Here is a 14,180-nt window from a genome sequence, read left to right as displayed (position 1 = left end):
TTGGGAAGTGCTTTACCCTCGCTTGCGAAGTTCTCTTGGCCAGAACCGCCGAGGAAGACACAACTTTATCACCGTCGCTTTGAATCGGGCATAAGCCGACGGCGCCGGTCGTGGTTCCACGCGCTTCCTGTGCACGCCCTCGCCCGGTTTACGTTCCTGCCGCGGCGAGGGCACGTTCACGGTGCCCGCCGGCGGGTCCGCCCGGTGCAGCCCGCGGTGCGCGGGCCTGCGGACGAAAGGGCTCTGGGGGATGGGGATCGGCGAGGCGGGGCGCGCGGGCCTGCGCGGGGTCAGCGGCTCCTCCGCGGAGCCGCCGGCGGCGACCCTGGTCAGCATGAGCGAGGCGCGCACGGAGTCGAGCCTGGTCGCCGGGTCGATCCTGAGCAGCGCGTCGAGCACGGGGGCCAGCGGGCCCGCCTTGGTCATCGGGATCGGCTCGCCGCTGGTCAGGGCCGCGAGGGCGGCGGCGGCCGTACGCCTGCCGTGCAGACCCCGGCCCTCGACGGCGGTGTAGAGGGTCGCGCCGAGCGACCACAGGTCCGCGGCGGGGCTGGCCTTGGAGCCGAGCACCCGCTCTGGAGCGATGTATCCGGCGGACCCGAGGACGATGCCCGCCTGGGTGATGGAAACGTCACCTTCGAGGGCGGCCAGGCCGAAGTCGGTGAGCACCGCGCGGTCCTCGGTCACCAGCACGTTGCTGGGCTTGACGTCGCGGTGCAGGATGCCCTTGGCGTGCACCGCCCGCAGCGCGCCCAGGATCTGCCGGCCGATCTCGGCGGCCTTGCGCGGGTGGAGCGGTCCTTCCTCCTGGATGAGCTGCTCAAGGGACTTGGCCCGCAGCAGCTCCATCACGATCCACGGCCGGTCGTCCTCCGTGACCACGTCGAAGACGGTGATCACCGAGGGGTGCGCGACCATGGCGGTCGCCCGGCCCTCGCGCTCGGTGCGCGCGCACAGCTCGGCACGCAGCTCCTCGTCGAGCACCGACGGCAACCGCACTTCCTTGACCGCCACGTCCCGGTCGAGCAGCTCGTCATGTGCCCGCCAAACGGTGCCCATGCCGCCGCGACCAACCGGCTCCACGAGCCGATAGCGCGCGGCGAGTAGGTAACCGGATGGCGCACGCATGCCAGGCAGCTTACCTATTTGGGTAAACCGACCAGTAGAGGCGGGGCCGATAATTTGTTGCGAACTTAAGTCAACCCGCCTGACTCGTCACGTCAGCAAACCACCTGGCCGCATCCTCCCGGTTGATGGCCCCGAAGTTTCCTGGTGTGGCCCGGGTGGACGTGCGATACCGAAGGTAGTGCGTGTTGCTCCGTCCCGTCGAGCCTGTGGCTTGACGCTTCCGATCCGGTACGCCCGCCGGCGCCTCCGGCGGGCTCTTCAGAAGGCGTCGCCGACGCCCTCGCTGCGCGGCCACTCCTGGGGCGTTTTCGCAGCTCACCTGCCATTTGTGCCCATCGGCACAACGACTTGCCGAATAGTTGTGCATGATGCCTGGTAGGGGACATTCAGGCGTACGGCAGGCTGACTGACAGGAACCACGGGGCGCCGTCAGCGACTTGTAAGGGTGCCGTAAGGGGACGGGGGCATGGTTAGGACCAGGAAAGAAGGCGAGCGTCCCAGCTGACCGTCATCCACGAAAGTGTCGGTGTCGAAGGTCAGACTGAGAGCAGAACGCCCGAGGTCCCACAACCGTTGAAGACAGACCGCTAAGGACGTGATGAGGATGCGCCAGACCCAGGTTCGCCGCCGGCCGAAGAGGCCGACCAGAGCCGCACTGGACCTTCGCACGCCGTCGGGGCGCACGTTGCCCTTTTGAAGACCCGCAACCCGGAGCGCAATCTGAGAGGTGCGCCATGTGCAGTCACAAGCCCGTTTGCCCCAGTGCCGACTCCCTCGACCGTGAGCGGTCGCACGTGATCTCGTCCCATCCCGACCAGGGGTGGAGCCTTCTCTGCAACGGCGTCGTGCTGTTCGAGGACACCGGTCTGCTGCTGCCCGACGGCTCCGTCGTGGCGCCGCACCGGGCCCCGGTGGCCGCGTGAGCGTCTCTCGGGTCAGCGGGCCCGAGCCCAGGCGAGACGCGCCGGCGACCGGCGCGGCTGGTCAGGCCGCCTTGCTTACTCGCGCGGCCGCTCTGGCCGCCCTGCCCCTCCACGCGGGCGCTCTGCGCGCCCGGCCTGCTCGCCCGGCCGTTCTGCCCGCCCGGCCTGCCTGCGCGGTTGTTCCGGTCGCGCGGCCTACCGGCGCGGCCATCCCGGCCGCTCGCATGACCGGCGCGGCCATCCCGGCCGCTCGCACGACCGGCGTGGCCTTCGCGGCTGCGCTTCCGGCCCGCGTGGCCCTTACGGTCGCGCCTACCGTCCGCGTGGCCTTCGCGGTCGCGCCTACCGTCCGCGTGGCGCGTGTGGCCGCGCTTACCGCCCGCGTGGCCCTTGCGGACGCGCTTCCCGCCCGCGCGGAGGTGCTGCCCGCGCACGAGGGCACCGGTGCCGCCACCCGTGAGCGTGGCGGGCCGTTGGTGCACGGCGGCACGAGCGCCCAGGCGGCGTGCGAGGGCGCCTGACTCCCCGGCGCCCAACCCCCCGGCCCGCCCCCCGCGCCCGGCAAGCCCCCGGCGCGGGCGTCACGTCAGCGGCGGCCGATGGACAGGACCGGCCCGGTCTTGTCGGTGAAGAAGTCCTCGCCCTTGTCGTCCACGACGATGAACGCGGGGAAGTCCACCACCTCGATCTTCCACACCGCCTCCATCCCCAGCTCGGGATACTCCAGCACCTCCACCTTCTTGATGCAGTCCTGCGCCAGCCGCGCCGCGGGCCCGCCGATGGAGCCCAGGTAGAACCCGCCGTACTGCTCACAGGCCTGCGTGACCTGCTTGGACCGGTTCCCCTTGGCCAGCATCACCATCGACCCGCCCGCCGCCTGGAAGCGCTCCACGTAGGAGTCCATGCGCCCCGCCGTCGTCGGCCCGAATGAGCCGGAGGCGTAGCCCTGCGGGGTCTTGGCCGGACCGGCGTAGTAGACGGCGTGGTCCTTGAGGTACTGGGGCATCTCGCCGCCGTTGTCCAGCAGCTCGGCGATCTTGGCGTGCGCGATGTCACGGGCGACGACCAGGGGGCCGGTGAGGGACAGGCGGGTCTTGACGGGGTACTTGGTGAGCTCGGCGAGGATCTCCGGCATCGGGCGGTTGAGGTCGATGGAGACGACGTCGTCGGAGAGGTGCTCGTCGGTGGTCTCGGGCAGGAAGCGGGCCGGGTCGGTCTCCAGCTTCTCCAGGAAGACCCCCTCGGGCGTGATCTTGGCGAGCGCCTGGCGGTCGGCGGAGCAGGAGACGGCGATGGCGACCGGGCAGGAGGCGCCGTGCCGGGGCAGGCGGATGACGCGCACGTCGTGGCAGAAGTACTTGCCGCCGAACTGCGCCCCGATGCCCAGCTTCTGCGTCAGCTCGAAGACCTTGGCCTCCACCTCCAGGTCCCTGAACCCGTGCCCGGAGGGCGAGCCCTCGGTGGGGATCGAGTCGAGGTAGCGGGCGCTGGCGTACTTGGCGGTCTTGAGCGCGTACTCGGCGGAGGTGCCGCCCACGACGACGGCCAGGTGGTACGGCGGGCAGGCCGCCGTCCCGAGCGAGCGGATCTTCTCCTCCAGGAAGGCCATCATGCGCTTCTCGTTGAGCACGGCCTTGGTCTCCTGGTACAGGAACGACTTGTTGGCCGAGCCGCCGCCCTTGGCCATGAACAGCAGCTTGTACTCGTCGGGGTGCCCGTGGGGGTCCTCGGCGTACAGCTCGACCTGGGCCGGCAGGTTGCTGCCGGTGTTCTTCTCCTCCCACATGGTCAGCGGGGCCATCTGGGAGTAGCGCAGGTTGAGCTTGGTGTAGGCGTCGTACACGCCGCGCGAGATGTGCTCGGCGTCCTGACCGTCGGTCAGCACGTGGCGGCCGCGCTTGCCCATGACGATGGCGGTGCCGGTGTCCTGGCACATCGGCAGCACGCCGCCGGCCGAGATGGAGGCGTTCTTCAGCAGGTCGAGGGCGACGAAGCGGTCGTTGCCGCTGGACTCGGGGTCATCGACGATCTTCCTGAGCTGGGCGAGGTGCGAGGCACGCAGGAAGTGGGAGATGTCGTGGACGGCCGTTTCGGTGAGCAGGCGCAGCGCCTCGGGGGCGACTTCGAGGAACGTACGCCCGGCCGCCTCGACCTTCCGCACCCCCTCCGAGGTGATCAGCCGATATTCCGTCTCGTCGGCTCCAAGCGGCAGCAGGTCGGTGTAGTCGAACTCGCCCATGTCCATCCTTTCGGTCGCTCAAGAGATTACGCGTACCGAAAGGAGGGGATGGCCGTCAGGCCTCGGACGGCCGCACCGCCGCCTTGGCGCCCGACCGTTCGGCGCTGAGCCCGATCAGGATGCCGGCGACCACGAGCCCCGCTCCCAGGAGGTCGTACGCCGTGGGCATCGCGACCCCGAGCACCGCGCCCGTGACGATGGCCGCCACCGGGATGAGCCCCGCGAACAGCCCCGCCCGCCCAGGGCCCAGCTTGGGCAGCGAGTTGTACCAGAGGAAGAACGCCACCACGGTCACCACGACCGCCAGGTAGGCGAAGCCGAGCGCCTCGGCCGGAGTCGGCACCCTGAGCATGCCCGTCCCCGCGTCGATCAGCCCGACGACGACCAGCATGGGCACGGCCAGCGTGGTCGAGTACGCCGACACCCGGATCGCCCCCAGCTTCGGCAGCAGCGGGATGGCCAGCAGGGAGAAGCTCACCTCGCCCACCAGCGCGCCCAGCGCCCACAGCAGGCTCTCCGGGGTGCCGCTGCCCAGCCCCGTGGCCAGCGTCGCCCCGGTCACCACCACCCCGGCCCCGATCAGCACCCGGGGCGCGGGCCTGCCGCCGGCCAGCGCCAGGGCGAGCGGCACGGTGCCGAGCACGGTGCCCACCAGCGCGGGCCCAGAGGCGCGGGTGGACTCCACCACGGCCACGTTGAAGAACACCAGGCCCAGCAGCGTCAGCCCGAGCAGGCAGAGCGTCTCGCGCCACGTCAATCGCACGAACCGAAGGCCGAGCACTCTCGTTATGACAAGCAGGATGACGGAAGCCACGAGATACCGAACCGCCTGGCCGCCGTATATGGGGTATGCACCGACGAGACCGGAGACCCCCGCCAGCGTCCCGACCAGGAACATGGCCGCGGCGGCGCCCAGGATGCCGTTCTTCATGCCGTTTCTCATGCGAAGGATGCTAGGGAGACAATGGTTCGCACAAACAGTCCAATGCCCCACCGGGAGACAGGACCAATATGGCCGACCTCCATATCCAGATAAATCGCGGGAAGGGGGGCATTGCCGGGCAGATCGCGGCTGAGCTGCGCGAATCCATCCGCGGCGGGCGGCTCACGCCGGGCACCCGCCTGCCCGCCACCCGCGACCTCGCCACCGACCTCCAGGTCTCCAGGGGAGTCGTCGTGGAGGCGTACGAGCAACTGGTCGCCGAGGGCTTCCTGGTCTCCAGGGTGGGCGTCGGCACCCAGGTCACCCCCAAGAACGCCGCCGCCCGTACGGCACTCAGGCCGCGCGACCCGGCCCCGCCGCGGCTCAGGCCGGCCCGCCGGACGCCGAGCGCCCCGGCGTCGCCGTCGTACTACGGTCATCGCCCCACCTCCCCCGACCTCGGCCACTTCCCCCGTGAACGCTGGCTCGCGGCCGTCAGGCACGTCCTGACCACCGTACCCTCGGACGCCCTCGATTACGGGGACCCCGGCGGCGTGCCTGAGCTGCGCGAAGAGCTGGCCGCCTACCTCCGGCGGGTCAGGGCGGCCGACGTGCGCCCCGAGAACCTGATCATCGTGGGCGGCGTGGCGCAGGGGCTGAGCCTGGCTCTGCACGTGCTGACCCAGCAGCGGGCCCAGCAGCGGGCCCAGCAGCGGGCACAGCAGCGGGCACAGGAGCGGGCACAGGAGCGGGCCCAGCAGAGGGCGCTGCGGCTGGCCGTGGAGGATCCGACCAGCCACCGCCAGGTGCCGCTGCTGCGCCGGGCCGGTGCGCACCTGGTGCCGGTGCCGGTGGACGAGCAGGGCCTCGACGTACGCAAGCTGAGCGGTGACGCCGCGCTGGTGACGCCCGCCCACCAGTTCCCGACCGGGGTGGTGCTCTCGCCGGCGCGCCGGGCGGCGCTGATGGAGTGGGCGTACGCGGGTCACCGGGTCGTCCTGGAGGACGACTACGACGCTGAGTTCCGCTTCGACCGCGACCCCGTGGGCTGCCTGCAAGGGCTGGCGCCCGACCGGGTCGTCCTCTCGGGCAGTGTGAGCAAGGCCCTGGCCCCCGGTCTGCGGCTCGGCTGGGTGGCCGCGCCGCCCGACCTGGCAGAGGCCATCCGCCGGGCGCGGGGGGAGCTCGACCTCGGCTCTCCGGTGATCGAGCAGTACGCGCTGGCGCACTTCCTGCGTACCGGAGGCTATGACAAGCACCTGCGGCGGATGCGCAGGGAGTACCGCCGCCGCCGGGACGCCCTGGTCGAGGCGCTGGCCCGGGAGCTGCCCCGGGTGCGGGTCAGGGGCATCGAGGCCGGGCTGCACGTGTTCCTGGAGCTGCCGCCGGGCTGGGACGAGGGGCGCACCGTGGCCGCCGCGCGCCGGCTGGGCCTGTCGGCGGAGGCGGTGGGGCCGATGCGGGACCTGCCCGGGGCGGAGGCCGTGGTGGTGGGGTTCGCGCGGCTGCCGGCGCACAAGGCGGCCGAGGTCGTGCGCGGGTTGAAGGTCAGCATGTCAGGACAAAAGGTTGACTGAGGGAGGAACGCTCGCCTAGAAAGAAGACCAGACGTGCGAGGAGGAGGCGCCATGCGTGTGGGACTGCTGGGGCTGGGCAGGATCGGGGCCTTCCACGCCGCGACCCTGGCCGCGCATCCGCTGGTGGACGAGCTGATCGTGAGCGATCCCGTACGCACCTCGCCGTACGGCGGGCCGGGTGACGCTTTCGAGGCGGACGCCGTGGTCGTCGCCACGCCGACCAGCACCCACGCGGAGCTGATCATGAAGGCGTGCCGGCTGGGCGTCCCGGTCTTCTGCGAGAAGCCGGTGGCAGGCACGGTGGCCGACACCGTCAAGGTGCTGGAGGCTCGGGCGGGCAACCGGGTGGCGGTCGGGTTCCAGCGCAGGTTCGACCCCGGATACGTGGCGGCGGCGCGGGCGTTGCGGGCCGGTGAGCTGGGGGAGCTGCACCGTGTGCATCTCGTCACGGCCGACCCCGCGCCGCCGCCCGCCTCGTACGTCCCGCTGTCCGGCGGGATCTTCCGCGACTGCCACATCCACGACTTCGACATCCTGCGCTGGGTGACCGGCCGGGAGGTGGTGTCGGTCTACGCGACGGGGGCCAACCGCGGTGCCGCGTTCTTCGCCGAGGCGGGCGACGTCGACAACAGCGCGGCGCTGCTGACGCTGGACGACGGCACGCTGGCCACCCTGCAGGGCTCGCGTTACAACGGCGGCGGCTACGACGTGCGGATGGAGCTGGCGGGCACCAAGCGCACCCAGGTCGTGGGCCTCGCCGCGCGCGCCCCGCTGCACACCACCGAGGGGCTGCCCGGGATGGCGGAGCCGTGGCCGGACTTCGTGGCGCGCTTCGAGAGCGCCTACCGCGCCGAGCTGGACGCCTTCCTGCGCGGTGACGAGAGCCTGTGCTCGATCGAGGACGCGCTGGAGGCGCTCTACGTGGCCGAGGCCGCCGACCTGTCGCTGCGCGAAGGCCGTCCCGTCGAGGTCGCCGAAGTACGGCGATAGCCGCGCGCGCTGCAGGTGGCGGCGGCGGAGCTGGGCGCGCCCGCGTCGCCTGTGTGGCTGCGGCGGCGGCGGGCGCGGTCAGGTGGCGGTGTCGGGCGTGGTCAGGTGGCGGCGGCGGCGCGTTTCGGGGCGAAGCCCGGGGCCAGGGCGATGATCGCGGCGGCCAGCACCAGCGGCGCCGCGAACGCCACCCGCATGCCGGCCGCGTCCGCGATCCCGCCCACCAGGGCGGCTCCGACGATGAAGCCCACGTAGTTGAAGAGGTTCACCCGGGCGATGGCCACCCCGGTGCCCGCCGGGTCCAGCTTGCCCGCCGCCGAGAACGACTGCGGCGCCACCACCGCCAGCCCCACCCCGGTGAGCCCGAACGCGACGATGCCCAGCAGCTGGTTCGGAGCCAGGACCACGCCCAGGAACCCGGCCGTGGCGATCACCCCGCCGATCCTGACGATGACGGCGGGGCCGTACCGCCTGACGGCGAAGTCGCCGCCGAGCCTGACGGCCAGCGTGGTGGCCTGGTAGGCGGCGTAGGCCAGCGGGATCACGGCGGGGCTCGCGCCCAGCACGTCCTTCATGTAGACGGTGTTGAAGTTGGACACGGCGGCGTCGCCGACGTACAGGAAGCCCATGGCCAGGCAGAGCGGGATGATCGGCCGCCACGGGAAGCGGCCGGTGACGGCCGCGCCCGCCGCCTCGACCGTCTCCTCCTCGCGCGTGCACAGGCTCCGCCCGGCGTAGAGCGAGCCGGCCACCGCGAGGACCATGGGCACGGCCATGATCACCGGCAGCGGCAGTGCCGCGGCCCCCGACGCCCACAGCGCCGCCGCCAGGCTGAACACGCTCCACACGCAGTGGAACCCGTTCAGCACCTCCACGCCGTACCTGCGCTCGACGGCCACGCCCTGCATGTTCATGCCGGCGTCCACCGCGCCCACCGCCACTCCGAACAGCAGCAGCACCGGCAGCAGCATGGGCACGTTCGGCGCGAGCCCGGCCAGCACCACGGCGGCGGCCACCACCGGCTGGGCGATCCGCAACAGCGGCTTGCTGCCGAACCGGGCGGCGAACGAGCCCGCCGCCACGCTGCCGACACCGGCGAAGACCGGCACGACCAGCAGCAACAGCGTGAGCGAGCCCTCGTCGAGCCGGTGCTTGGCCTGGAGGTTGGCGACCTGGATGAGCAACGAGGCGAAGGACAGGCCCTGCACGGCGTAGACGACGTACGTGGCGACCCGGGCCTGGCGATCACGCGCGGACGGCACAGCGGCCTCCTGATCGGGGGGGAATCAAACGTGAGGCGCGGTCAGGTTAACGGCTGCCCGAGGCCCTCCGCCAGGGCGAGATAGGCTGCCGCGAGTGAGACGGGGCTACGCGACCGGTGCGGCGCGCAGGGAGCGCATCCTGGCCACCGCGCTGCTGGAGTTCGCCGAGCACGGCTACCGCGGCGCGTCGCTGGCCCGCATCGCCGAGCGCGCCGAGCTGTCCCAGGCGGGGTTGCTGCACCACTTCAGGACCAAGGAGCTGCTGCTCGTCGCGGTGCTGGACTACCGCGACGAGCTGGACGCGCGCACGTTCGACCTCGAACCGGCCAGTGGGATCGACGCGCTGACGACCCTGGTCCGCGTGGTCGAGCACAACTCGCGGATGCCCGGCCTGGTGCAGCTCTTCTCCGTGATCAGCGGCGAGGCCGTCACCCCCGGCCATCCCGGGCACGATTGGGCCAGGCGGCGCTACCGCCGGCTGCGCGCGATGGTGGCGGGCGCGCTGCGCAGGGGCGCCGAGCGCGGCGAGCTCAGGGCGGGCCTGGACGCCGAGGCGCACGCCGACCGGCTGATCGCGATGATGGACGGCCTGCAGACGCAGTGGCTCATCGATCCCGACCAGGTGGACATGGCGGCCGTGTTCCAGGGTTACGTCGACGACCTCATCGCCACGCTGCGCCCCTGACCGACCGGCTCAGGCGCGTCGTCCAGCCGCTTGGCGGCGGCCCACACGCCGAGCGCCAGCAACGCCGCCACCTCGGTGACAGCCAGCCCCCGCTCCACCAGCCCCAGCGGCATGACCCGGTACCACGGCGTCCCGTTGCCCGCCGCGACGAGCATCGCCGTGCCGATGCCCGCCACCCAGAGCACCGAGCAGATCCCCAGCCCGAACGCCGCCAGCGTGGCCTTCGACCGCTCCCGGTGCCGCCACGGTCTGGCGATGATCAGGGCGGCCAGCGGCAGGCTGAGGAAGGCCACGAAGCTGCCCACCCGGTGGATGCTGCCGCTCAGACTCGGCCCCACCGACCAGTCGTGCTTCTCGAACCAGGCCGTGACGAGCAACCCGACGCTCCAGCCCAGCAGCGCGACGATGCCGAAGACCCCGGCCAGCCGCTTGCGCGCCAGTGACACCCCGATGGCCAGCGAACCCGCCGCCAGCAGCCCCACCCCGAGCCCGAAGATCCATCCGTCGGGGCCCAGGCCGTGCTCGCTGATGGTCCTTCGCAGCGGGTTCATCTCGTCGAGGCTCGTCAGGTCGAGGCCCAGGATCACCACGCTGCCCGCGCCCGCCGCAGCCAGACCCCATCGCGCCGGTTGATGCACGCACACCTCCCTTTTGCCGGGATCAACGAAGAAGGCGCGGGCGGAGATTCCTAAGAAATTCATGAGAAAACCGGCCGACCGGGCTTCGGCCCAGCCGTCCGTGACCCTGGGCGGGCGGGTCGGACCGCCACGCCGAGGCGAAACGAGCAGCTCGCGCGGGAGATGGCCGGACTGCTGGCCGGAATCCGGTGACACCGGGTCAATCGGCACGAGCGAACAGGGCGAGAGCCGGATATCGTCAGAAGTGTGAACGAACGCGCGGGATCGTGGTTGCCCAAGCTGCAGGAAGTCGGCGAGCGGCTGGCCGAGGAATGGGTGTCCGCTCGCCGTCCCCCGGCCTCCGACGACGTGCCGCAGCCGCACGAGCTGCGCGCGTCCGACGCCGATCGTGAACGCATCGCGCAGGTGCTCCAGGACGCCCACGCCGACGGCCGGCTCACGCTGGACGAGCTGGAGGAGCGGCTCGGCGTGCTCTACTCCGCGCGCACGCTCGGCGAGCTGGCCGCGCTCACCACCGACCTGCTGCCCCCCGACCAGCAGCCGCTCAACCTCGACGGCCGGCCGGTCTCGGCCATCTTCAAGCAGGAGCAGCGCGGCGGGCGCTGGGTGGTGCCCGCCGAGCTGGGTGTGACGGCCATGTTCGGCACGACGAAGCTCGACTTCCGCGACGCGATCCTGCAGAACCGGCGGATCATCATCAACGCCACCCTGGTCTTCGGGGGGCTGGAGATCCACGTCCCGGAGGGGCTGGAGGTGATCAGGGTCGCCAAGGACAAGACGGTCCGCCTCACCAAGCAGCACACCGAGCCGGGGGCGCCGGTCGTGGAGGTGCGCACGACGAACTTCGCCGGCGAGGTCAAGGTCAAGGAGCCACCCCGCCGCAAGCGCCGCCGCTGAGCCCCTCCAGCCTTCCAAGGGTGCCCAGCCTTTAGGGCGCCCGGCCTTTCAGGGGCGCCTGGCTTTTCAGGGGCGCCCGGCCGTCGGCTCCTAGCCCGCCGTGTCGAAGTTGATCGCGCTGTAGGCCCGCAGCTTCCAGAGCTGGTGCTCGCTGTCGATCTTGCGGATGGTGCCCGACCGCCCGCGCATCACCAGCGACTGCGTCACCGCCGAGCCCGCGCGGAAGCGTACGCCCTGCATCAGCTCACCGTGCGTGATGCCGGTCGCGGCGAAGAACACGTCATCGGACCTGACCAGGTCGTTGGTGGTGAGCACCTGGCCGAGGTCGTGCCCGGCCGCCACCGCCTTGGCGCGCTCGGCGTCGTCGCGCGGCCACAGCCGGCCCTGGATCACCCCGCCCAGGCACTTCAGCGCGCACGCGGCCACGATGCCCTCGGGCGTGCCGCCGATGCCCATCATCAGGTCGATGCCGGTGCCCGCGCGGGCCGCCATGATCGCGCCGGCCACGTCGCCGTCGGTGATGAACTTGATCCGCGCGCCCGTCTCCCTGATCTCCTTGACCAGCCGCTCGTGCCTGGGCCGGTCCAGCACGACCACGGTCACGTCGGACGGCGAGCAGTGCTTGGCCCTGGCCACGGCGTTGACGTTGTCGGCCACGGGGGCCTCGATGTCCACCACGTCGGCCGCCTCGGGGCCGGTGACCAGCTTCTCCATGTAGAACACGGCCGACGGGTCGTACATCGAGCCGCGCTCGCTGACCGCGATCACCGACACCGCGTCGGGCATGCCCAGCGCCGTCAGTCGCGTGCCGTCGATGGGGTCCACCGCGACGTCGCAGTCGGGGCCGCTGCCGTCGCCGACCTGCTCGCCGTTGAACAACATCGGGGCGTGGTCCTTCTCGCCCTCGCCGATGACGACCACGCCGTTCATCGACACGGTGTTGATGAGCTGGCGCATGGCGTTCACGGCCGCGCCGTCCGCGCCGTTCTTGTCACCTCTGCCGACCCAGCGGGCGGCCGCCATCGCGGCGGCCTCCGTGACGCGGACGAGCTCCAGCGCCAGGTTTCGATCGGGGGCGTGCTCGCTGGTGGCGAGCGCCGGTGGCACGGAAGTCTGGTCGGACATGATGGCTGGCCCTCCTCGTGGGACATCTCCCTCGATCGTAGTTGCCGGTCTCTTCCCGGTTGGAGGGGGATAATCTGCTCACCTGGACCGGAATTTGCGTCATACCCTGTGCGCGCCAAGGATCTTGCCTCCACCATGGAGCGTGGCGCCCCCGCCGTGGAGGAGATCCCGTATGAGCCCTGATGTGGAGAATGCGGTCGCCCAGCCGCGTACGTCCGAGCGTGGCGCGGCCACGCGCAGCTCGCTGCTCGCCGCCGCCCGGGAGATCTTCGTCTCGAAGGGCTTCGCCGAGGCCGGCGTGACGGACGTGGTGGCCAGGGCCGACGCCAGCGTGGGCAGCCTCTACCACCACTTCTCCGGCAAGGCCGACCTCTATCTCACGCTGTGGGAGGAGTTCCAGGCCAGGCAGACGCAGCGGACCAAGCGGGCCGTCCGCACCTCCAGGGCCGACGGCGAGAGCGACCCGATGCGCGTGTTCGTCGGCGCCGCCCGCGCGTACCTGGACGGCTGCCTGGAGGAACGCGAGCTGGCCGCGCTGTTCCTGCGCGGCGACGGGCCTCCTGGGTTCGACGTGGTGATGCGCGACCGGCTGCGGGTGTGGGCGCAGCGCAACGCTGCGCTGTTCGAGGACGAGCCCGCTCTCGTCGTGGTGGTCACCGGGGCGCTGGCGGCGGCGGTGTCCGAGGTGGTGCGCTCAGGAGACCGCGCGCTGGCGGAGGAGGTGCTGGCCATCATCGGCCAGATCCGCCCGGCCACTTCGGCGACCACGCCCTCCAACGGGTAACCTCGCCAACTGTGCGACGGTTCACCCAAGGTTTCTACGGCTACGCGGTAGCCCTCTTCGTCTGCCTCGCGGGCGCCGGGCTCTTCCTGCTGGTCACCCCGCAGAGCCGCGAGGAGCACATCCCGCGCCTCGACTACTCCATCACCGTCGCCAACTTCGGCCACTCGGTCCCCTTCGGCGTGTGGGCCCCCCGCCAGGATCCCGCCGGCTGGGTGCCCAACAGCAACCGGATCGCCAAGGGCGAGAACGGCGCCCAGGTCCTCTACCTCGGCTACGCCACCGCCAAGCGCGAGCACGCGATGTTCGCCCAGAGCAACGAGCAGCCGGCGGCCGGCTTCGCCAACCGCATGGCCAACACCAACCAGGCGCAGGGCACGCTGCAGATCGGCGGCGTGCCCTGGGAGCAGCGCTTCCGCGAGGACAAGAACCAGCGGACGCTGGTGCGCATGCTGCCCGACGTGACCCTCGTCGTCACCGGCACGGCCGACTGGGCCGAGCTGGGCGAGCTGGCGGCACAGCTCCAGCAGCGGCCCAAAGGCTGAGGTTGTCGGCGGGCGCGTCTAGGGTGGTGGCCGTGGCAGACGAATCTAGCGAGCAGACTCCGTCGTACGAGCAGGCCCGTGAGGAGCTGACCGAGGTGGTGCGGCGGCTGGAGACCGGGGGGCTCACGCTGGAGCAGTCGATCGAGCTGTGGGAGCGGGGGGAGAAGCTGGCTGCCGTCTGTGAGGAGTGGCTCCAGGGGGCCCGGGTGAAGCTGGCCGCCGCCATGGCCCGCCGCTCCGACCCGGCCTCCGGGCACCCGAACGACGCGCCCTTCTAGGGCTTCAGGCGCGGGCTTGCCGGTGCCCGGCGCGCCGTGCCCCCGCACCGCCGCGCCGGGCCCACCGAGCCCGCACGTCGCCGAGCTGTGCCGCCGAGCCCGCACGTCGCCGAGCTGTGCCGCCGAGCCGCCCCGCTGACCGCGTCGCGCCCCTGCTCCGCCGAGCCTTGCCGCGCCCCGAGCTGCACCC

15 protein-coding genes are annotated in these 14,180 nt (G+C 71.7%); 9 read left to right on the top strand and 6 right to left on the bottom strand.

The genetic code is table 11. The annotated features are described in order from the left end of the window. Nucleotides 1–12: 12 nt before the first annotated feature. Entirely contained in the window at nt 13–1,128 is a 1,116-nt protein-coding gene (locus LCN96_RS50035) for a serine/threonine-protein kinase (RefSeq protein ID WP_225269430.1), read from the bottom strand. Nucleotides 1,129–1,862: 734 nt separating this feature from the next. Between LCN96_RS50035 and LCN96_RS50030 the strand changes: the two genes are divergently transcribed. Both LCN96_RS50030 and LCN96_RS50025 read left to right on the top strand, forming a co-directional pair. Further along, the gene (locus tag LCN96_RS50030) at nt 1,863–2,051 is read left to right on the top strand and encodes a DUF5999 family protein (protein WP_225269429.1); all 189 of its coding nucleotides are present in this window, start codon (nt 1,863–1,865) and stop codon (nt 2,049–2,051) included. Between the two features lie 362 nt (nt 2,052–2,413). Next, nucleotides 2,414–2,572, top strand: a complete 159-nt coding sequence (locus tag LCN96_RS50025) for a hypothetical protein (protein WP_225269428.1) — start codon at nt 2,414–2,416, stop codon at nt 2,570–2,572. A 65-nt stretch (nt 2,573–2,637) separates the two neighbouring features. Here the strand turns inward: LCN96_RS50025 and LCN96_RS50020 are convergent, their stop codons facing one another. Together LCN96_RS50020 and LCN96_RS50015 are read right to left on the bottom strand one after the other, a co-directional pair. Next, nucleotides 2,638–4,290 (bottom strand): fumarate hydratase, encoded by a 1,653-nt coding sequence (locus tag LCN96_RS50020; protein ID WP_225269427.1) that lies wholly within the window; start codon nt 4,288–4,290, stop codon nt 2,638–2,640. Between the two features lie 55 nt (nt 4,291–4,345). After that, nucleotides 4,346–5,233 (bottom strand): DMT family transporter, encoded by an 888-nt coding sequence (locus tag LCN96_RS50015; RefSeq protein WP_225269426.1) that lies wholly within the window; start codon nt 5,231–5,233, stop codon nt 4,346–4,348. Between the two features lie 68 nt (nt 5,234–5,301). Between LCN96_RS50015 and pdxR the strand changes: the two genes are divergently transcribed. After that, the gene (gene pdxR / locus LCN96_RS50010; RefSeq protein ID WP_225269425.1) at nt 5,302–6,789 is read left to right on the top strand and encodes a MocR-like pyridoxine biosynthesis transcription factor PdxR; all 1,488 of its coding nucleotides are present in this window, start codon (nt 5,302–5,304) and stop codon (nt 6,787–6,789) included. Nucleotides 6,790–6,840: 51 nt separating this feature from the next. After that, a complete protein-coding gene (locus LCN96_RS50005; RefSeq protein WP_225269424.1) occupies nt 6,841–7,779 on the top strand; it encodes a Gfo/Idh/MocA family protein in 939 nt (312 codons plus the stop codon). Between the two features lie 101 nt (nt 7,780–7,880). Here LCN96_RS50005 and LCN96_RS50000 read toward each other — a convergent pair whose 3' ends face one another. After that, entirely contained in the window at nt 7,881–9,041 is a 1,161-nt protein-coding gene (locus LCN96_RS50000) for an MFS transporter (RefSeq protein ID WP_225269423.1), read from the bottom strand. A 94-nt stretch (nt 9,042–9,135) separates the two neighbouring features. On the opposite strand from LCN96_RS50000, the gene LCN96_RS49995 reads away from it, so the two are divergent. After that, nucleotides 9,136–9,726: a TetR/AcrR family transcriptional regulator gene (locus LCN96_RS49995; RefSeq protein WP_225269422.1), complete on the top strand. Its 591-nt coding sequence runs from the start codon at nt 9,136–9,138 to the stop codon at nt 9,724–9,726. Here LCN96_RS49995 and LCN96_RS49990 read toward each other — a convergent pair. Next, the gene (locus LCN96_RS49990) at nt 9,690–10,364 is read right to left on the bottom strand and encodes a DUF998 domain-containing protein (RefSeq protein WP_225269421.1); all 675 of its coding nucleotides are present in this window, start codon (nt 10,362–10,364) and stop codon (nt 9,690–9,692) included. The genes LCN96_RS49995 and LCN96_RS49990 overlap by 37 nt on opposite strands. 246 nt (nt 10,365–10,610) lie before the next feature. Here LCN96_RS49990 and LCN96_RS49985 point away from each other — a divergent pair, with 246 nt between their 5' ends. Continuing rightward, complete coding sequence (locus LCN96_RS49985; protein WP_225269420.1) at nt 10,611–11,261, top strand: DUF1707 SHOCT-like domain-containing protein; 651 nt, start codon at nt 10,611–10,613, stop codon at nt 11,259–11,261. Nucleotides 11,262–11,351: 90 nt separating this feature from the next. On the opposite strand, the gene glpX is transcribed toward LCN96_RS49985, so the two are convergent. Further along, nucleotides 11,352–12,386: a class II fructose-bisphosphatase gene (gene glpX / locus LCN96_RS49980; protein WP_225269419.1), complete on the bottom strand. Its 1,035-nt coding sequence runs from the start codon at nt 12,384–12,386 to the stop codon at nt 11,352–11,354. 172 nt (nt 12,387–12,558) lie between these two features. Between glpX and LCN96_RS49975 the strand changes: the two genes are divergently transcribed. From LCN96_RS49975 to LCN96_RS49965, 3 genes are read left to right on the top strand one after another with little or no spacing between them, the layout of a single operon-like run. Beyond that, on the top strand, nt 12,559–13,170 hold the full coding sequence (locus LCN96_RS49975) for a TetR/AcrR family transcriptional regulator (protein ID WP_225269418.1): 612 nt from the start codon (nt 12,559–12,561) through the stop codon (nt 13,168–13,170). A gap of 11 nt (nt 13,171–13,181) precedes the next feature. Further along, nucleotides 13,182–13,712, top strand: coding sequence for a DUF4245 domain-containing protein (locus LCN96_RS49970; RefSeq protein WP_225269417.1), 531 nt, complete (start codon nt 13,182–13,184; stop codon nt 13,710–13,712). A 32-nt stretch (nt 13,713–13,744) separates the two neighbouring features. Continuing rightward, a complete protein-coding gene (locus LCN96_RS49965) occupies nt 13,745–13,990 on the top strand; it encodes an exodeoxyribonuclease VII small subunit (RefSeq protein WP_225269416.1) in 246 nt (81 codons plus the stop codon). The last annotated feature ends 190 nt before the right edge of the window (nt 13,991–14,180 follow it).

It is taken from the genome of Nonomuraea gerenzanensis, from assembly GCF_020215645.1.
Classification (GTDB): domain Bacteria; phylum Actinomycetota; class Actinomycetes; order Streptosporangiales; family Streptosporangiaceae; genus Nonomuraea; species Nonomuraea gerenzanensis.
This window is presented reverse-complemented; position numbering and strand designations above follow the sequence as displayed.

What these genes read in the sequence shown, in the direction of transcription:
- LCN96_RS50030 (WP_225269429.1), top strand. Translation starts at nt 1,863, where the DNA reads ATGTGCAGTCACAAGCCCGTTTGCCCCAGTGCCGACTCCCTCGACCGT.
- LCN96_RS49975 (WP_225269418.1), top strand. Translation starts at nt 12,559, where the DNA reads ATGAGCCCTGATGTGGAGAATGCGGTCGCCCAGCCGCGTACGTCCGAG.
- LCN96_RS50005 (WP_225269424.1), top strand. Translation starts at nt 6,841, where the DNA reads ATGCGTGTGGGACTGCTGGGGCTGGGCAGGATCGGGGCCTTCCACGCC.
- glpX (WP_225269419.1), bottom strand. Translation starts at nt 12,386, where the DNA reads ATGTCCGACCAGACTTCCGTGCCACCGGCGCTCGCCACCAGCGAGCAC.
- LCN96_RS50020 (WP_225269427.1), bottom strand. Translation starts at nt 4,290, where the DNA reads ATGGGCGAGTTCGACTACACCGACCTGCTGCCGCTTGGAGCCGACGAG.
- LCN96_RS50015 (WP_225269426.1), bottom strand. Translation starts at nt 5,233, where the DNA reads ATGAGAAACGGCATGAAGAACGGCATCCTGGGCGCCGCCGCGGCCATG.
- pdxR (WP_225269425.1), top strand. Translation starts at nt 5,302, where the DNA reads ATGGCCGACCTCCATATCCAGATAAATCGCGGGAAGGGGGGCATTGCC.
- LCN96_RS50035 (WP_225269430.1), bottom strand. Translation starts at nt 1,128, where the DNA reads ATGCGTGCGCCATCCGGTTACCTACTCGCCGCGCGCTATCGGCTCGTG.